We start from the raw sequence: 15,233 nt of genomic DNA, 5'->3' as shown, positions 1-15,233 counted from the left end.
GGAACGGGACAAGCACAGTCTCACCGAGCCAGTTCCTTCAGCCCGAAGCGGATCAGCTTCGATGCATCCGCATCCTCGCCGGCGCTCTTCAGCGCCGCCGCCACCGCATTGGCGGCGATGTCGCGCGAATAGCCGAGATTGACCAGCGCCGAGACGGCGTCGGTGATCGGCGCCGGTGCGACGCCTTCGCCGAGTTCCTGCTTCAGGCCGATGGTGCCGGAGGCAGTGCCCGCATAGGCTGGCGCCTTGTTCTTCAGTTCGGTGACGATGCGCTCGGCCACCTTCTTGCCTACGCCCGGCGCGCGGCTGACCATGGCAATATCACGCAGCGCGATAGCATTGGCGAGATCGGCCGGCGCCAGCGTCGACAGAATAGCCAGCGCCACCTTGGCGCCGACGCCCTGTACATTGCTCATCAACAGCCGGAACCATTCGCGCTCCAGCACCGACTGGAAACCGTAGAGCCGCAGCATATCCTCGCGTACATAGGTCTCGATGAACAGCGCCACCACCTCGCCGGGGGCCGGCAAGGCGGCCAGCGTGCGCGTCGAGCAGTGGGCGACATAGCCGACGCCGTGCACGTCGATGATGCAGAAATCCTCGTCGATCTCTTCCAGCGTGCCTTTGAGCTTGCCGATCATGCCAAAGCTCTCATCGATCCAGGGCCCTCATGGATAGGTTTCAGGAGACAGGATATCGAGATCCGGAAAGTAGCTGCGATAGCGGGCGGCATCGCGCGTCAGCAGACGATGCCCAGCGACAACCGCATGGGCTCCAATAAAGAAATCCGGCAGGGTTCGTTCGCTGACCCCGCCAGCGCGGCGATAGCGGGAATGCGTTACACCGGCGAGGAATGCCGCTTCCCATGGCAAGAGTTCGCGATCCATCTTGAGCGTTTCCACTGCTTTACGGAGTGCCGGCTCGGTCGCTATCAGCGGCGCGAGTTCGGACCAGACGATTGTATTGATGACGAGTGTACCATCGCGCCGGCATGCTGTGATCGCTGACGCCGACCACTTCGTCTCCTGTCCGGCAGGACCCCAAACATCGATCAGGACATTTGTGTCAATCAATGTCGAGATCTTCACGTGGACCCCTCAGCCACTCCATATACTCATCCGTTGTCATGCCTCCCAAGTCCAACGTGCCGGCCATATGATCGAGCAGCTGGCTGAATTTGCGAGAGGCCTCTTCTTCGGAAATGTTTTCGTTGACCGCAACAACACGAGCGCCGTCGTCTGTGGGCACGAACTCCACCTCGGAGCCCGGCCCAATCCCCAAATGATCCCGTATCTCCTTCGGGATCGTCACCTGGCCTTTGCTCGTCACACGCATGGTAATACCTCGTTGGTATTACTTATTGCCGAACCGAGAACAGGTCAAGAACAAACTTATCCGGCCAGCGCCATCCTATAGGCAACACTCTGCCGGTGATGCGCGTGGCAGATGGCAATGGCCAGCGCGTCGGCGGCATCGTCGGTGTCGAAACTCGCCTTCGGCATCAGCACCTTGACCATCATGTGGATCTGCTTCTTGTCGCCGTGGCCTACGCCGATCACCGCCTTCTTGACGGCGTTGGGCGCATATTCGGCAACGACCAGGCCGGCCAGCGCCGGCACCAGCATGGCGATGCCGCGCGCCTGGCCAAGCTTCAGCGTCGCTGCCGCATCCTTGTTGACGAAAGTCTGCTCGACCGCCGCCTCGTGCGGCATGGCGGCATGCAGGATCTCGGCGAGCCCATCATGCAACTGGCAAAGGCGCGTCGCCAGCGCCGCCTTGTCGTCGGAACGCACGGTGCCGGAGGCGACGAAGCGCAGCGAATTGCCGAGGCTCTCGACGATGCCCCAGCCGGTACGCCTCAGCCCCGGATCGATGCCGATGATGCGAATCGCTTCCCCCATTCGCCAAGTCTACCCTTGGCGGACAGCGATGCCAGCGAAATGTGAACAAACCAGAAACAGCGTTCCCACAGCGTCCCATAGCTGTTTGAGAATTCGCTCTGACGAGGGCAGATGGCGTGGTTTTCGAGAACCGAAGCGGAGCGGACATTTGGGTCCGTGAGCCCGCGCATGAGCCCGAAATCGTCGATTTTCGGAAAAGGGTCATGCGCAAAATCTAAGTGCTCCAGCGTCCTTTGCGCGTCCCCAGACGCGCGGCGCTGTAGGCAAGCGCAGAAAACGGCGCCAGGTGTCCGTCGGAGTAGAATTATCAAGCAGCCTGTCAGCCGCGGGCAAAAGCCGTGTTCAGCAGCGTGATCTGGTCGGAAACCGGATTGACGCGGCGGCCGGATGGCGAGACGTCGGCCAATTCGCTGCCGTAGATTTCCTCGTCCATACGACGCACCAGCGCCTGCAGGCGCAGCGAACGGTTGACGAGGTCAAGAAAATCTTTGGGCAGTTCGACCCAGCCTGCGGCATCGTTGTTGGCGGAAGCGGTGTCGAGACGCACTTTGGATTTTTCGGACGCAACCTGATCTCGGGTCATCTCGCCGGAATTCGCCGCGCGCTGCAAAAGCAGCCAGGAGGCGACCTGCATCAGCCTCGTGGTCAATCGCATCGATTCAGCCGCATAGAGCGTCGCCGCCAGCCTGGACAGTTTCTTCGCCTCGGCCCGGCCCTTGCCGTCCAGATATTCGGCCGCCTGCTCGACCAGGCCCATGCCTTCCTGGTACAGCGGCTTGAAGGATTGGGAGAAAACCCGGCGCTCCGCCAGCTTGATGGTTTTCGCGCTTCCCTTCGAAGAGTCGTTCATCGATACGCCCTGCACTTGCCTTACAGCCGGTCGATTCGGCGTCATCGCCGTCACGTCCTGCACCCTATATTACCGAGACTTGAAAATGCGCTTCGGGGCGGGTGAAGGCAAGCACATGTTTAACAAACGGTTAACGGCGGCGCAGCCCCCCGGACAATCCGGATCGCGGGCAAAAAAAGAGCCGCGGGTAAGGCGGCTCTCAGGAGTTTAACAGGGAGGCGTCAAACAAAGTGGCTCCAACCACTCGGTAAGAATCCAGATCACTGGATGTACATAGTAAACGCCTGTAAAGCTTAATGAAGCCTTAACGGCGCGGATATTTTTTGATCGAGCGCCGCCCGCCTGTGCCGTAACAGCACAATACTCAGGCCTTTTGCGCCTCAGGAAGCCGCTCGGCTTTCCACACCACCGGCAGTGCGATGTAGGCAAACAGCAGCAATCCCGCGTAAAAACCCATCGAGGACGTTGCCACCAGCGGCTCGATCGCTGGGTTGCCGGCAAGCATGATATAAAGGCCGATCAACAGGCCGATGCCACTGATTGCCGTCAACCAGAAATGGACGGTGGCAAGCCTCTTTTCCGCGACTGCCGGAAACAGATGGTAGAAGAAGGCAAACACCGCCGACATCAGCCATCCGGCCACCATGATGTGGGCGTGAGTCGGCATCTGCGCATGGTCTTTGCTGATCGCCATCTGAAGGCCGAGCGCCATCCCGAACAATGCGTAGACGACGGCCAGCGTGAAGAAATTTCGTGCTACCTTTTGCATAGTATCCCCCGATTTGCCTTTTCCCGTCATGGGAATGGGTTGAATTCAGGCGGTCGACCCGCCACCGGGTCCCCGGCATCGGCGCATTAGCATCGGCAATGTTTCTGGACGATGCCGCATCGCGCCAGACCCTTCCCCGGCGCTGCCAGAATAGCAGAAAACGGCGCGACGCGCTTGCGTTCCGAAACAGGCGCCGCGCTAAACGCCCGCTCCTCGCAGCGAGACGGAGCAAGTATGCGCCGCTCTTCGCGCCGATGTCGATGCTGACGCTCGCCTTCGGGCTGATCATGTGTTGGTTCTCAGTCGGCTTCTCCGACCTGTGGATCCTGATCGGCCTTGCCGGCTATGCGACGACCTTCTGCATCGGCATGTTCATCTTCAAGCCGACCGCCGACCGCATGGCGGGGTGATCGCCAAGGACGGCGTGACGCCGGCGGGCCCTCGCTCAGGGCCAGCGCATCCTCAACGCTGCACGCGTCGACTATTCGGTGATGCTGGTGATCATCGCCGACATGGTGCTGAAGCCGACGCTGAACGACATCACCATCCTGGGCTGCATGGCGCTGGTCCTGACCACCGGAATTGCTCTCGCCCTCGGCGGAACGCGCCGGTTGGTGCCTAGCGCCGCCTGAAATCCACTGTGACGCTGCTGGCGGCTCGGCTGCCGGCAGCTTCCATGGCTGGCAATCTAGAGAAGGCCGGCAATCCCGTCCCACAGAAGCTTGACCGCAACGACCGCCACGGTTGCGTAGGTGAAGGGGTAGAACAGTTCCGGCCGCATCCGCCGGACCAGCCAGGCGCCGGCGATGGTCGAAAGCGGCGCCAGCGGTGCCAGAACCGCCGACGCGGTCAGGTTCAAGGTATCGAACTGTCCCAGCGCAAAATAGGGGATAAGCTTCAATGCGTTGGTGGCGGCAAAGAAGATTGCAGCGGTGCCCGACAGCACTTTCGGATCGAGCCGGATCGGCAGCGCATAGACCTGAAAGGGCGGACCGCCGACATGGGCGACGAAGCTGGTGAAGCCGGCGACCGTCCCCCAGAAGGCAGCAGCCGCGCGGTTGGGCTCGGCTGAGTGGCTCGCACCGTGCCGCATCTGTAGATAGACCCAGCGAAGCACGAAGATAATGGCCACCGCGCCGACGATCAGCCGCACCATTTCCGCTGTCACCAGCGCCGCGGTCAGCCAGCCGAGGCCGATGCCGATTACCGCCCCCGGCATCATGTCCGTAAGCATCTTGCGGTCGTAGACACCCCACCATGTCCACACCGAGACGATGTCCATCAGGCATAGAATCGGCAGCAGGATGGCGGCGGCCTGCACCGGCGGCATGGCCAGCGCCATCAGCGGCACGCCGATGAAACCGACCGCACCGCCAAAGCCGCCCTTGGACAGACCGACCAGGATGACGGCTGGAATGGCGGCGGCATAGAACCAGGGATCGAGCAGAAGACCTGACATCGGCGGGGAGCAGTTGGAGGGAAAGCGTATAGACGCTGGAATAGCCGATAAACCTTCGCGCCGCGACCGCAAATGTGCAAACAATGCGATGCGTCGTGAGTGCTGAGGCCTGTTACGGTTTTGAGATGGCGGTCGCGGCAAGCGGCGGCGGGCGCCTCCGGATCGGCTGCGCCTTGATGATGGCTGTGCTCGTTTCGGCTTTGTCGGCGATACGGTCGAGAAGCTTGTCGAGATCGCCGATCGAGCGCACGAACAGCCGGGCAACAAAGCAGTCGTCGCCCGTCACCTTGTCGCATTCGCCAAACTCCGGGATCTCCTCGATCAGCTTTTGGACGATATGCAGCTTGCCCGGCAAGGGCCGGATGCGAACGATCGCCTGCAGCGAGTAGCCGAGCGCTTGCGGGTCGATCTCGACGGTGAAAGCCCTGATAACGCCACGATCCTCCAGCCGGCGCAGCCGTTCCGCCACGCTCGGCGACGACAGTCCTACCTGCTGGGCCAGTTCCTTCAATGAGGTTCGCGAATCCTTGATCAGGATTTCGAGAAGGCGTCGGTCCAGATCGTCCAGCATTTGACATTCCCAATGAAAAGGCCGCCGTCACCTTATTTAATTAGGCACGGCCGGCATATCACCTATCGCAAAACATAGGAAGCGCTGGTGCCGCATGGGATTATCAACCATCAGCATTCGAGAGGTAATCTTCATGGACAGCACGGTACGCGGCACAATCGAGATGACGGCCGCAATGGCCATCCTCGGCACGATCGGATGGTTCGTCGTCATGTCGGGCGAGCCCATCATGGACGTCGTCTTCTGGCGCTGCGCCTTCGGCGCGATAACGCTGCTGATCATCTGCGCTGCTCTGGGATTGCTGCGCGGCAGGCTGTCGCTGCGCATCGTGGCGATTGCGGCGCTCGGGGGCGCGGCCATCGTCATCAACTGGTTGCTGCTGTTCAGTTCGTTTTCCCACGCCTCGATCTCGATCGCCACGGCAGTCTACAACACCCAGCCCTTCATGCTGGTCGGCTTTGGCGCGCTCTTCTTCTCAGAGCGACTGACCATGACGAAGCTGGCCTGGCTCGGCATCGCCTTCGCCGGCATGCTGCTGATCGTGCAGGCCTCGCCTGATGTGGGGCCCGATGCAGGTCCTAATACAGGCACAGGTAATGTCGGTACGGATTATTTTACCGGCATCGCAATGGCGCTGGGTGCGGCTTTCTTCTGGGCTGTCGCCGCCATCGTCACCAAGAAGCTCAAAGGCACGCCACCGCACCTGATCGCCCTGATCCAGGTCTGCGTCGGCGTCGTCATGCTGGCACCCTTCGCCAACCTTTCCCAGCTTCCCGCGGATGCGTGGAGCTGGAGCATGCTGACGACGCTTGGCGTCGTCCATACCGGTCTGATGTACATCCTGATGTACGGCGCCATTCAGAAACTGCCGACGCATCTGCAGGGGTCGCTGTCCTTTATCTACCCTGTGGTCGCGATCCTGGTCGATGTCGTGGCCTTCGGCCACCGGCTGCATCCGGCCCAGATCGTCGGCGCCGCCGCCATCCTGGTCGCTGCCGCCGGCATGAATCTTGGCTGGACACTGTGGAAATCGAAAATCCCAGCCGAGAGCACCCAGGCGATCAAGTGAGCGAAGAACGTCGCCGGACGACAATCATGCGCCAATGATCCTGCCCCGCCCGCCTATTCAAGGCCGGCACTTTGCTCTATGCCGCAATGCAACCATCTTCGCCCGGCATAGGCGAAAACCGGGATCGAAAACCAATGAACGACGCAACGCCTCCAAATCGCTGCCGCATCGTGCTGATCGCGCCGCCCGGCGTGCCGGCTGAGCGCATCGGCGCGGCGTTCGAGGGCGGCGACGTCGCCTCGCTGATCCTGCCCGAGAACGGCATGGACGAGGTCTCCTTCCAGGCCTTCGCCGAACAGATCGTGCCGGCGGCGCAAGCGGCAGGCGTTGCCGTCGTCATTGCCGGCGACACCCGCATCGCCGGCCGCGTCCAGGCAGATGGTATCCATGTCGAGGTCGGCAAGGCCGAACTCGCCGAGACGATCGAACGTTTTCAGGCAAAAATGATGGTCGGCACCGGCGGCGCCAAGACACGCGACGATGCGCTGGAACTCGGCGAGCTCAGGCCCGACTACATCTTCTTCGGCCGCTTCGGCTACGACAACAAGCCGGAGCCGCACCCGCGCAACCTGTCGCTGGGGCAATGGTGGGCCGATGTGATCCAGATCCCTTGCATTGTCATGGCCGGGTCCGACCTCGCCTCGGTCGAAGCGGTAGCTGCCACCGGCGCCGAATTCGTGGCGCTGTCCAGCGCCGTCTTTGCCGACGGCGTCGACCCGAAGATGGCAGTCGCCAGCGCCAATGCGCTGCTCGACGAAACCGCGCCGCGTTTCGAGGACTGACGTGCCGGCGCGGACAATCCTTTTCGGTGCTTTGCTTGCGGCGCTCACGGTGCAGGCCGCCGTGGCGGAAACCGCCCCGTTGCCGCAAGCCAAGCCCGACATCGGTGCACGCACGGACAAGCCGATCGCCGCGCCGCTGCCGCAGCCCGCCACCACGGCCCCGTTGCCGTCGGCCGACGCCATCAATCCCGACCGCTTCGGTGCAAAGCCGTCGGATTCTGCCTATGGCGCCTTCCAGCGCGGCCTTTACAAGACGGCCTACAACCTCGCTTTGGCTCGCGCCCAAAACGGCGACCCGGCGGCGCAGACATTGGTCGCGGAGATATTGTCGCGCGGTCTTGGCGTGCCGGTCAACGCTGCGGAGGCGGCAAAGTGGTACGCGCTTGCCGCCGAGCAGGGCATACCAGAATCGCAGTTCCAGTATGCGCTGATGCTGCTCGACGGCCGCTACGTCAAGAAGGACGAAAAGGGGGCCTACGCGCTGATGCAGGCCGCCGCCGAGGCCGGCAACCGTCTGGCACAGTTCAATTTCGCGCAGCTGCTGGTTCAGCAGGACCCCGGCGATTCCGGCATCGCGAAGGCCGTGTCCTACTATCAGCGCGCCGCCGCGACCGGCCTTGCCGACGCGCAATATGCGATGGCGCAGGTCTATGCCAATGGCGTCGGCGGCAAGCCGCGCGACGATGTTCAGGCGCGCGGCCTGCTGGCGCAGGCAGCACGGCAGAACTACGATACGGCGCAGATCGATCTCGCCGCTTGGATGATCGAGGGACGTGGTGGCGCCCGCGACCTGAAGTCCGCCTTCGGCTGGATGAAACAGGCCGCCGAGAGCGGCAATGTCGCCGCCCAGAACCGCCTTGCCAAGCTTTACATGGGCGGCATCGGCACCGATCCGGATCCGATTCTTGCCGGCGCCTGGTACGTCGTCGCACGGCGCGCCGGGCTGATCGATCCGCAGATGGACGATTTTCTGCAGGGCCTGACCGACGACCAGACGAAGCAGGCGCTGCAGAAGGCCAACCGCCTGCCGTAAAGCGTCGCGGACGGTGAATTATCTGGCAGCGAATGCTGACGAGGGAATGGCTCCGCCCCTACTCCCCCTCCTGCCCACTCCCTTGTCCACTCCCTTGCCTCTCCTGGCGATTTGTGGTCTTGGAGGCGCCAAATCGCTTTCATCGCGAAAATCTCATTCCGGACACATCATCATGGCCAAGATCAATGGCAACGAAATCCGTCCCGGCAACGTCATCGAGCATGATGGCGGCCTGTGGGTGGCGGTCAGGACCAACACTGTCAAGCCCGGCAAGGGCGGCGCCTATAACCAGGTCGAGCTGAAGAACCTGATCAACGGCACCAAGCTTAACGAGCGTTTCCGCTCTGCCGAAACCGTCGAACAGATCCGGCTGGAGATGAAGGATTTCTCCTACCTCTACGAGCAGGGCGAAGCGCTTGTGTTCATGGACACCGAAAGCTACGAGCAGCTTGAACTGCAAAAGGATTTCGTCGGCGATCGCGCCGCCTTTCTGCAGGACGGCATGATGGTGACGGTCCAGCTCTATGATGAAAGGCCGATCGGCATTTCACTGCCCGACCAGGTGACGCTGACCATCACCGAGGCCGATCCGGTGGTGAAGGGTCAGACGGCCGCCTCATCCTATAAGCCGGCGATGCTGGAGAACGGCATCCGCGTGCTGGTGCCGCCGTTTATCGGGTCGGGCGAACGTATCATCGTCGACACCAACGAAATCACTTACGTGCGCCGCGCCGACTAAAGCGCCCGGCAGCAGGAAGAAGCGCAGCAGGAAAAAGTACAATGGCGCGTTCCGCGATCCTCAATGTAATGGTCCAGGCCGCCATGAAGGCCGGCCGCTCGCTGTCGCGCGATTTCGGCGAAGTCCAGAACCTGCAGGTCTCGATGAAGGGGCCGGGCGACTATGTCAGCCAGGCCGACCGCAAGGCCGAAGACATCCTTTTCACCGAGCTGTCGAAGGCGCGGCCGGGCTACGCCTTCCTGATGGAGGAGCGCGGCCTGATCGAAGGCGACGACGGCCAGCACCGCTGGATCGTCGACCCGCTCGACGGCACCACCAATTTCCTGCACGGCATTCCGCTCTTCGCCATCTCGATCGCGCTGGAGCGTCAGGGCCAGATCGTCGCCGGCGTCGTCTACAATCCGGCGATGGACGAACTCTACACTGCCGAGCGCGGCGGCGGCGCCTTTATGAACGACCGCCGGTTGCGGGTCGCCGGCCGCACCAAGCTGATCGACACGGTGATCGGCTGCGGCGTGCCGCATCTCGGGCGCGGCCAGCATGGCAATTTCCTGGTCGAGCTGCGCAACGTGATGGCCGAAGTCTCGGGCGTGCGCCGCCTCGGCTCTGCCTCGCTCGATCTCGCCTACGTCGCTGCCGGCCGCATGGACGGGTTCTGGGAAACCGGCCTGTCGGCCTGGGACGTCGCCGCCGGCATCCTGCTGATCCGCGAGGCGGGCGGCTTCATCTCCGACTTCGCCGGCGGGCAGAACATGCTGGATGGCGGCTCGATCGTCGCCGGCAACGAGATCATCCAGCGCGCGCTGTTGAAAACCGTCAGGAAGCCGGTGACGCCGCGCTAAGCTCAGCTAGCAGACTTGGCGCGCTGAACCGCCGCAGTCGCAAAACCGCAACCAAAGCTTGAAATACTGTCCGGCATCCGCCCAGATAAGGGATGCAGGATCATTCATGATGCATACCGGCCCCGAATCCCGGATCGAAATCCCCTTCATGGGACGCTGGCATTATTCGCGCGCCGAAATGATCGCCGACGGCATCGTCCATGCGGTGGGCATCGTACTCGCCATTGCCGCCGGCTCGGCGCTGCTGGCGCTGGCCTCCTTCCATGCCGGTCCGGGCGAATATATCGCCGCCGCTTTCTACGTGGTTTCGCTGCTCACCGTGCTGTCGGTGTCGCTGGCCTATAACCTGTGGCCGGTTTCGTCGCCGGCCAAGTGGATATTGCGGCGCTTCGACCATGCCGCGATCTATCTGCTGATCGCCGCGACCTACACGCCTTTCCTCGCCCAGCTCGACGGCTCGCCGCTGGCCGTCTCGATGATCGTCCTGGTCTGGGTCGCGGCAGCGATCGGCATCGCCATCAAAGTGCTTCTTCCCGGTCGCTTCGACCGGCTGGCGATCGTCTTCTATCTCGCCATCGGCTGGAGCGGCATCGTTCTTGTCGAGCCGCTGGTCCAGACATTGCCGACGACGTCGATCGCGCTGATCGTTGCCGGCGGCATCGTCTATTCCTGCGGCGTCATCTTCTTCGCCTGGAAGGGCCTGCGCTTCCACAATGCGCTGTGGCACGGCTTTGTCGTCACCGGCGCCGGCCTGCATCTTGCCGCCATGGTCGACTGCCTGGTCATCAACCGACTCTGACGCCAATGGTCCGGCCGGCAATATTGCCAAGCGCCATTCAATTTGGTCACAATTGCGTTTAGAGTCGCCGTCAAACGTGAATTGACGGCAGCGGCATCGGAAACGGGGCACGGATGGCTTTTCTCAAATCCTTCGGCGTGGGCAGACGCTCCGACGTCCTGATGTACGATCCGCACAAATTGTCGAGCCCGCAGGTTTTTCTGCTGACCATGGTCATCTTCCTGATGATCGTCGCCTTCATCGCCGCCATCCTGACCCGTCAGATCTCAAGCGCTTTCGCCACCAATCCCGGTCTCAACGGCCTGATCATCGGCGTGCTTGTGGTCGGCATCCTGCTGGCCTTCGTGCAGGTCGGCCGGCTGTTTCGCGAAGTGCGCTGGGTCAACTCCTTTCGGGCCGGCTCCGAAACAACCGAGCCGGTGCTGCTGGCGCCGATGAAGGCGATGATCGGCCGCTCGTCGACGATCGCCTTCTCGACCAGCTCGATGCGCACCATGCTCGATTCGATCGCCACCCGCCTCGACGAAAGCCGCGATACCTCGCGATACCTTGTCGGGCTGCTGGTGTTCCTTGGCCTGCTCGGCACCTTCTGGGGCCTGCTCAACACGATCGGCTCGATCCGCGAAACTATTGACTCGCTCGATCCCGGCTCCGGCGATGCCGCCGTCGTGCTCGAATCGCTGAAGCAGGGGCTTTCCGCGCCGCTCGCCGGCATGGGCACCGCCTTCTCGTCGTCGCTGTTTGGCCTGTCCGGTTCCCTGGTGCTCGGCTTCCTCGACCTGCAGGCTGGCCGCGCCCAGACACGCTTCTATACCGAGCTCGAAAACTGGCTGTCCTCGGTCACCGACCTGTCCTCCGACATCGTCGTCGCCGAACCGCCCAAGGCCGAGTCCTCCGACGAGATCCGCGTCCTGTCGGAAAGACTGCGCAACATGCAGGAAAACGGCGGCGCCAATCCGCGTGTCGCCACCGCCATGGCCAATCTTGCCGACGGCATTTCGGGCCTGGTCAAGAACATGCGCTCGGAGCAGCAGATCATGCGCGACTGGGTCGAGGCCCAGTCGGACGAGCAGAAGGCTATGCGCAATACGCTGGAGAAGATCGCCGACGCCCTGAAGAAGACTGGAGTCCATTAGCATGGCTCTCGCCAGGAGCCGGCGTACCGATCGCCGTATCGATTACTGGCCAGGCTTCGTCGACGCGCTGTCGACGTTGCTGCTGGCGATCATGTTCCTGCTCACCGTCTTCGTGCTGGCGCAGTTCCTGCTCGGCCGCGAAATCTCCGGCAAGGACACGGTACTCAACCGCCTCAACTTGCAGATAAACGAACTGACCCAGCTTCTGGCGCTGGAGCGCTCGACGACGCAGGACAAGGAAGATTCGCTCGCCAATTTGCAGGCGTCGCTGTCGGCGTCGGAGGCGGAAAAGAGCCGGCTCGAGCAATTGCTGGCGCAAGGCGCCGGTGCCGGCGACGCGGCCAACCAGCGCGCCACGGCGCTTTCTGGTGAACTCGACAACCAGCGCCAGATCAGCCAGCAGGCGCTGAGCCAGGTCGAAATCCTCAACCAGCAGATCGCGGCGCTGCGCAGGCAGATCGGAGCGCTCGAAGAAGCTCTCAACGTGTCCGAAACGCGCGACCGCGAGTCCAACACCAAGATCGCCGATCTCGGCCGCCGCCTGAACGTCGCGCTGGCGCAACGGGTGCAGGAACTGAACCGCTATCGGTCCGACTTCTTCGGGCGCTTGCGCGAGATCCTCGCCGATCGTGAGAACATCCGCATCGTCGGCGACCGCTTCGTCTTCCAGTCGGAAGTGCTTTTCCCGACAGGCTCCGAAGTGATCAACGATGCCGGCAAGGACGAGATGAAGAAGCTCGCCGACGCCATTATCGACCTGCAGAAGGAGATCCCGCCGGAGATCAACTGGGTGCTGCGCGTCGACGGCCACACCGATGACAAGCCGCTATCGGGCACCGGCCGCTACCGCGACAATTGGGAATTGTCGACGGCGCGCTCGACCTCGGTGGTGAAGTTCCTGATCGAAAACGGCGTGCCGGCCAACCGGCTGGTTGCGGCCGGCTTCGGCGAATTCCAGCCGCTCGACCCCGCCGACACCGAAGACGCACGCAACAAGAACCGCCGCATCGAGCTGAAACTGACCGAGCGCTGATCGCCCCGGCTCCAGCGGCGGCCGATTTAGGACGCCGATGCGGGCTAGCAAGGCCTGAAAAGATTACCTTTTTTGACTACACTTTGCCGAGGACCGCTCCTAGGCTCTGTCACGGGGCCGAGAACCGCCGGCGGTGGAACCATCCATCGCGACGTTACGGAACCGACGGCCCACGGCCGGAAGGTGGCGTCCCACCGCCTTCCCATCAATTCCGATTTTTCGGGGTCATGCGCCCAGCCAAAGTACGATCAGCGCCAGCACTGCCGGTAGAGTCTGGATGTAGAGGATTTTCCTGTCGACCGTCGCCGCACCATAGAGGCCGGCGATAGCGACGCAGAGCAGGAAAAACACCTTGATCTGGAAACCGGCCTCGCCGAGGTAAAGCCCCCAGATCAGCCCGGCCGCGAGAAAGCCGTTGTAAAGCCCCTGGTTGGCCGCAAGCACTTTCGATGCGCTGGCGAATTCCGGCGTCAGCTTGAACGCCTTGTGGCCGCGCGGCGTATTCCACAGCACCATCTCCAGATAGACGATGTAGAGGTGGATCAGCGCCACCAACCCGACCAGCACGTTGGCGATCATGCTTCATCTCCCGTCGCGGCACGGCGCCGCCTTGTGATATTGATCACGCACGCCACCGCTCCCGCAAGACGCATTGCGGCGTGCATCGTGCTAGCAACCAATGTGCCCATCGCCGACGGCGTTCAGGGTTGCCAATATCAGCGCATTGGTATCTTTTCCCGTCGTTCAAATTCAGCGGAACCCACCATGTCCTTTCAAAAACTCGACGACCTCGGTCACAAGCTCGAAGCGCTGGAGCATGCGCTCGCCATTCTCGGCGCCGACGAGGCGACCCACATGGCCGTCGGCGGCGGCGAAAAGCGCGCCGAGGCGATGTCGGCGCTGGCCGGCATGCATCACGCCAGAGCGACCGCGCCGGAGATCGCCGACTGGATCGCTGCGGCCGAGCAGGAAACGCTGAACGAAGAACAGCAGGCAGCGGTCAAGGAATTCCGGCGGCAGTATACCAACCTGACGTGCCTGCCGGTTGAATTCGTCGAGCGCCAAACGACCGCGCGCATGCGCTCCGAGCAGCTCTGGCGCGACCTGCGCGCGAAAAACGACTGGGCAGGATTTTTGCCGGCGCTCGAAGGCGTCGTGGCGCTAGTGCGCGAGGAAGCAGCACTTCGCGCCGACGTGCTCCGCCTCGATCCCTACGACGCGCTGATGGAGCAGTACGATCCCGGCAACCGCGCCGCCGACATCACGCCGGTCTTCGCCGAGCTGAAGACCTTCCTTAGGGAGTTCGTACCGGAGGCACTGGCCGTGCAGGAAGAGCGGCTGGCGAAAAACCCTCTGAAGCCGCTTTCGGGCAGCTACGCGATCGAAAAGCAGCGCGAGCTTGGCCTCGCCATGATGGCGGCGGTCGGCTTCGACCTCACCCACGGCTCGCTTTCGGTTTCGCATCATCCGTTCTGCGGCGGCGTCCCGAGCGACGTGCGCATCACCACCCGCTACAAGACCTCCGACTTCCTGTCGGCACTGATGGGCGTGCTGCACGAAACCGGCCATGCGCTTTACGAACAGAACCTGCCGAAGGCATGGGCGCACTGGCCGCTTGGCAAAGCGCGCGGCATGGCCGTGCATGAAAGCCAGAGCCTGTTCGTCGAAAAGCAGATCGGCCGCAACCCCGAATTCTGGCGCTGGGCGCTGCCGGTGGTCGAACGGCACCTGGGCGAGACCTGGTCGATCGACGACATCCTGCCGCATGTTCATAGGGTCGAGCGCGGGCTGATCCGCGTCGACGCCGACGAGGTCACATATCCGCTGCACGTCATCCTGCGCTACGAGCTGGAGCAGGAGCTTGTCTCGGGGCGGCTGGAGGCCGCCGACCTGCCCGAGGCTTGGGACGCCAAGATGCGCGACTATCTCGGCCTGTCGACCGTCGACAACCCGGCCGACGGGCCGATGCAGGACGTGCACTGGCCGGGTGCCGCCTTCGGCTATTTCCCGTCCTATACGCTGGGCGCCATGATGGCGGCGCAGCAATGGGCGGCGCTGACCAGAGACCATCCTTCGGTCGACGAAGACCTCGCCACGGGAAATTTCGCGGCGATCAACGGCTGGCGCCGTGAAAGGATCTGGTCGCAAGGTTCGCGCTGGTCGACGCCCGACCTGCTCGAACGCGCGACGGGTGAAAAGCTCAATGCAGTGCATTTCACCCAGCATCTGCGCAAGCGGTACGGCGGCTGA

At 62.7% G+C, this 15,233-nt stretch carries 20 protein-coding genes; 11 read left to right on the top strand and 9 right to left on the bottom strand.

What is annotated here, in order from left to right; translation table 11 throughout:
* Positions 1–20: 20 nt before the first annotated feature.
* From ruvA to EN807_RS06745, 6 genes are all read right to left on the bottom strand, one after another.
* On the bottom strand, positions 21–641 hold the full coding sequence (gene ruvA, locus EN807_RS06770) for a Holliday junction branch migration protein RuvA (RefSeq protein ID WP_135934365.1): 621 nt from the start codon (positions 639–641) through the stop codon (positions 21–23).
* A gap of 27 nt (positions 642–668) precedes the next feature.
* Positions 669–1,088 (bottom strand): type II toxin-antitoxin system VapC family toxin, encoded by a 420-nt coding sequence (locus EN807_RS06765; RefSeq protein WP_127314504.1) that lies wholly within the window; start codon positions 1,086–1,088, stop codon positions 669–671.
* Positions 1,066–1,335, bottom strand: coding sequence for an AbrB/MazE/SpoVT family DNA-binding domain-containing protein (locus EN807_RS06760; RefSeq protein WP_095517992.1), 270 nt, complete (start codon positions 1,333–1,335; stop codon positions 1,066–1,068). Before EN807_RS06760 ends, EN807_RS06765 begins: the two co-directional genes overlap by 23 nt.
* 56 nt (positions 1,336–1,391) lie before the next feature.
* Positions 1,392–1,901, bottom strand: a complete 510-nt coding sequence (ruvC, locus tag EN807_RS06755) for a crossover junction endodeoxyribonuclease RuvC (RefSeq protein ID WP_135934364.1) — start codon at positions 1,899–1,901, stop codon at positions 1,392–1,394.
* Positions 1,902–2,220: 319 nt separating this feature from the next.
* Positions 2,221–2,751: a DUF1465 family protein gene (locus tag EN807_RS06750; protein ID WP_135934363.1), complete on the bottom strand. Its 531-nt coding sequence runs from the start codon at positions 2,749–2,751 to the stop codon at positions 2,221–2,223.
* Positions 2,752–3,115: 364 nt separating this feature from the next.
* On the bottom strand, positions 3,116–3,520 hold the full coding sequence (locus tag EN807_RS06745; protein WP_127314501.1) for a hypothetical protein: 405 nt from the start codon (positions 3,518–3,520) through the stop codon (positions 3,116–3,118).
* Positions 3,521–3,780: 260 nt separating this feature from the next.
* On the opposite strand from EN807_RS06745, the gene EN807_RS35430 reads away from it, so the two are divergent.
* Both EN807_RS35430 and EN807_RS35425 read left to right on the top strand, forming a co-directional pair.
* Positions 3,781–3,930, top strand: a complete 150-nt coding sequence (locus EN807_RS35430; RefSeq protein WP_189522363.1) for a hypothetical protein — start codon at positions 3,781–3,783, stop codon at positions 3,928–3,930.
* 81 nt (positions 3,931–4,011) lie between these two features.
* Entirely contained in the window at positions 4,012–4,152 is a 141-nt protein-coding gene (locus EN807_RS35425; RefSeq protein ID WP_189522362.1) for a hypothetical protein, read from the top strand.
* Between the two features lie 56 nt (positions 4,153–4,208).
* Here EN807_RS35425 and EN807_RS06740 read toward each other — a convergent pair whose 3' ends face one another.
* On the bottom strand, positions 4,209–4,979 hold the full coding sequence (locus EN807_RS06740) for a sulfite exporter TauE/SafE family protein (RefSeq protein ID WP_135934362.1): 771 nt from the start codon (positions 4,977–4,979) through the stop codon (positions 4,209–4,211).
* 112 nt (positions 4,980–5,091) lie between these two features.
* The gene (locus tag EN807_RS06735; RefSeq protein WP_135934361.1) at positions 5,092–5,550 is read right to left on the bottom strand and encodes an Lrp/AsnC family transcriptional regulator; all 459 of its coding nucleotides are present in this window, start codon (positions 5,548–5,550) and stop codon (positions 5,092–5,094) included.
* Between the two features lie 133 nt (positions 5,551–5,683).
* Here EN807_RS06735 and EN807_RS06730 point away from each other — a divergent pair, with 133 nt between their 5' ends.
* The 8 genes from EN807_RS06730 to EN807_RS06695 all read left to right on the top strand — a co-directional run bounded on the left by EN807_RS06730 (position 5,684) and on the right by EN807_RS06695 (position 12,983).
* Positions 5,684–6,619, top strand: a complete 936-nt coding sequence (locus EN807_RS06730) for a DMT family transporter (RefSeq protein WP_135934360.1) — start codon at positions 5,684–5,686, stop codon at positions 6,617–6,619.
* Between the two features lie 134 nt (positions 6,620–6,753).
* Entirely contained in the window at positions 6,754–7,401 is a 648-nt protein-coding gene (locus EN807_RS06725; RefSeq protein ID WP_135934359.1) for a thiamine phosphate synthase, read from the top strand.
* A 1-nt stretch (position 7,402) separates the two neighbouring features.
* On the top strand, positions 7,403–8,434 hold the full coding sequence (locus EN807_RS06720) for a tetratricopeptide repeat protein (RefSeq protein WP_246684022.1): 1,032 nt from the start codon (positions 7,403–7,405) through the stop codon (positions 8,432–8,434).
* Positions 8,435–8,606: 172 nt separating this feature from the next.
* Entirely contained in the window at positions 8,607–9,173 is a 567-nt protein-coding gene (efp, locus tag EN807_RS06715; protein WP_065011342.1) for an elongation factor P, read from the top strand.
* A gap of 41 nt (positions 9,174–9,214) precedes the next feature.
* Positions 9,215–10,015: an inositol monophosphatase family protein gene (locus EN807_RS06710; protein WP_127314495.1), complete on the top strand. Its 801-nt coding sequence runs from the start codon at positions 9,215–9,217 to the stop codon at positions 10,013–10,015.
* Positions 10,016–10,121: 106 nt separating this feature from the next.
* Positions 10,122–10,814, top strand: a complete 693-nt coding sequence (locus EN807_RS06705; RefSeq protein ID WP_135934357.1) for a hemolysin III family protein — start codon at positions 10,122–10,124, stop codon at positions 10,812–10,814.
* 113 nt (positions 10,815–10,927) lie between these two features.
* The gene (locus EN807_RS06700; RefSeq protein ID WP_135934356.1) at positions 10,928–11,950 is read left to right on the top strand and encodes a MotA/TolQ/ExbB proton channel family protein; all 1,023 of its coding nucleotides are present in this window, start codon (positions 10,928–10,930) and stop codon (positions 11,948–11,950) included.
* Position 11,951: 1 nt separating this feature from the next.
* Complete coding sequence (locus EN807_RS06695; RefSeq protein ID WP_029348904.1) at positions 11,952–12,983, top strand: peptidoglycan -binding protein; 1,032 nt, start codon at positions 11,952–11,954, stop codon at positions 12,981–12,983.
* Positions 12,984–13,208: 225 nt separating this feature from the next.
* Here EN807_RS06695 and EN807_RS06690 read toward each other — a convergent pair whose 3' ends face one another.
* Positions 13,209–13,562, bottom strand: a complete 354-nt coding sequence (locus EN807_RS06690; RefSeq protein WP_128342561.1) for a DUF1304 domain-containing protein — start codon at positions 13,560–13,562, stop codon at positions 13,209–13,211.
* 186 nt (positions 13,563–13,748) lie between these two features.
* Between EN807_RS06690 and EN807_RS06685 the strand changes: the two genes are divergently transcribed.
* On the top strand, positions 13,749–15,233 hold the full coding sequence (locus EN807_RS06685; RefSeq protein WP_135934355.1) for a carboxypeptidase M32: 1,485 nt from the start codon (positions 13,749–13,751) through the stop codon (positions 15,231–15,233).

Source organism: Mesorhizobium sp. M5C.F.Ca.ET.164.01.1.1 (assembly GCF_004792125.1).
GTDB classification, from domain to species: domain Bacteria; phylum Pseudomonadota; class Alphaproteobacteria; order Rhizobiales; family Rhizobiaceae; genus Mesorhizobium; species Mesorhizobium wenxiniae.
The sequence above is the reverse complement of the archived record's forward strand: the minus strand, read 5'-3'. Positions and strand labels throughout refer to the sequence as shown.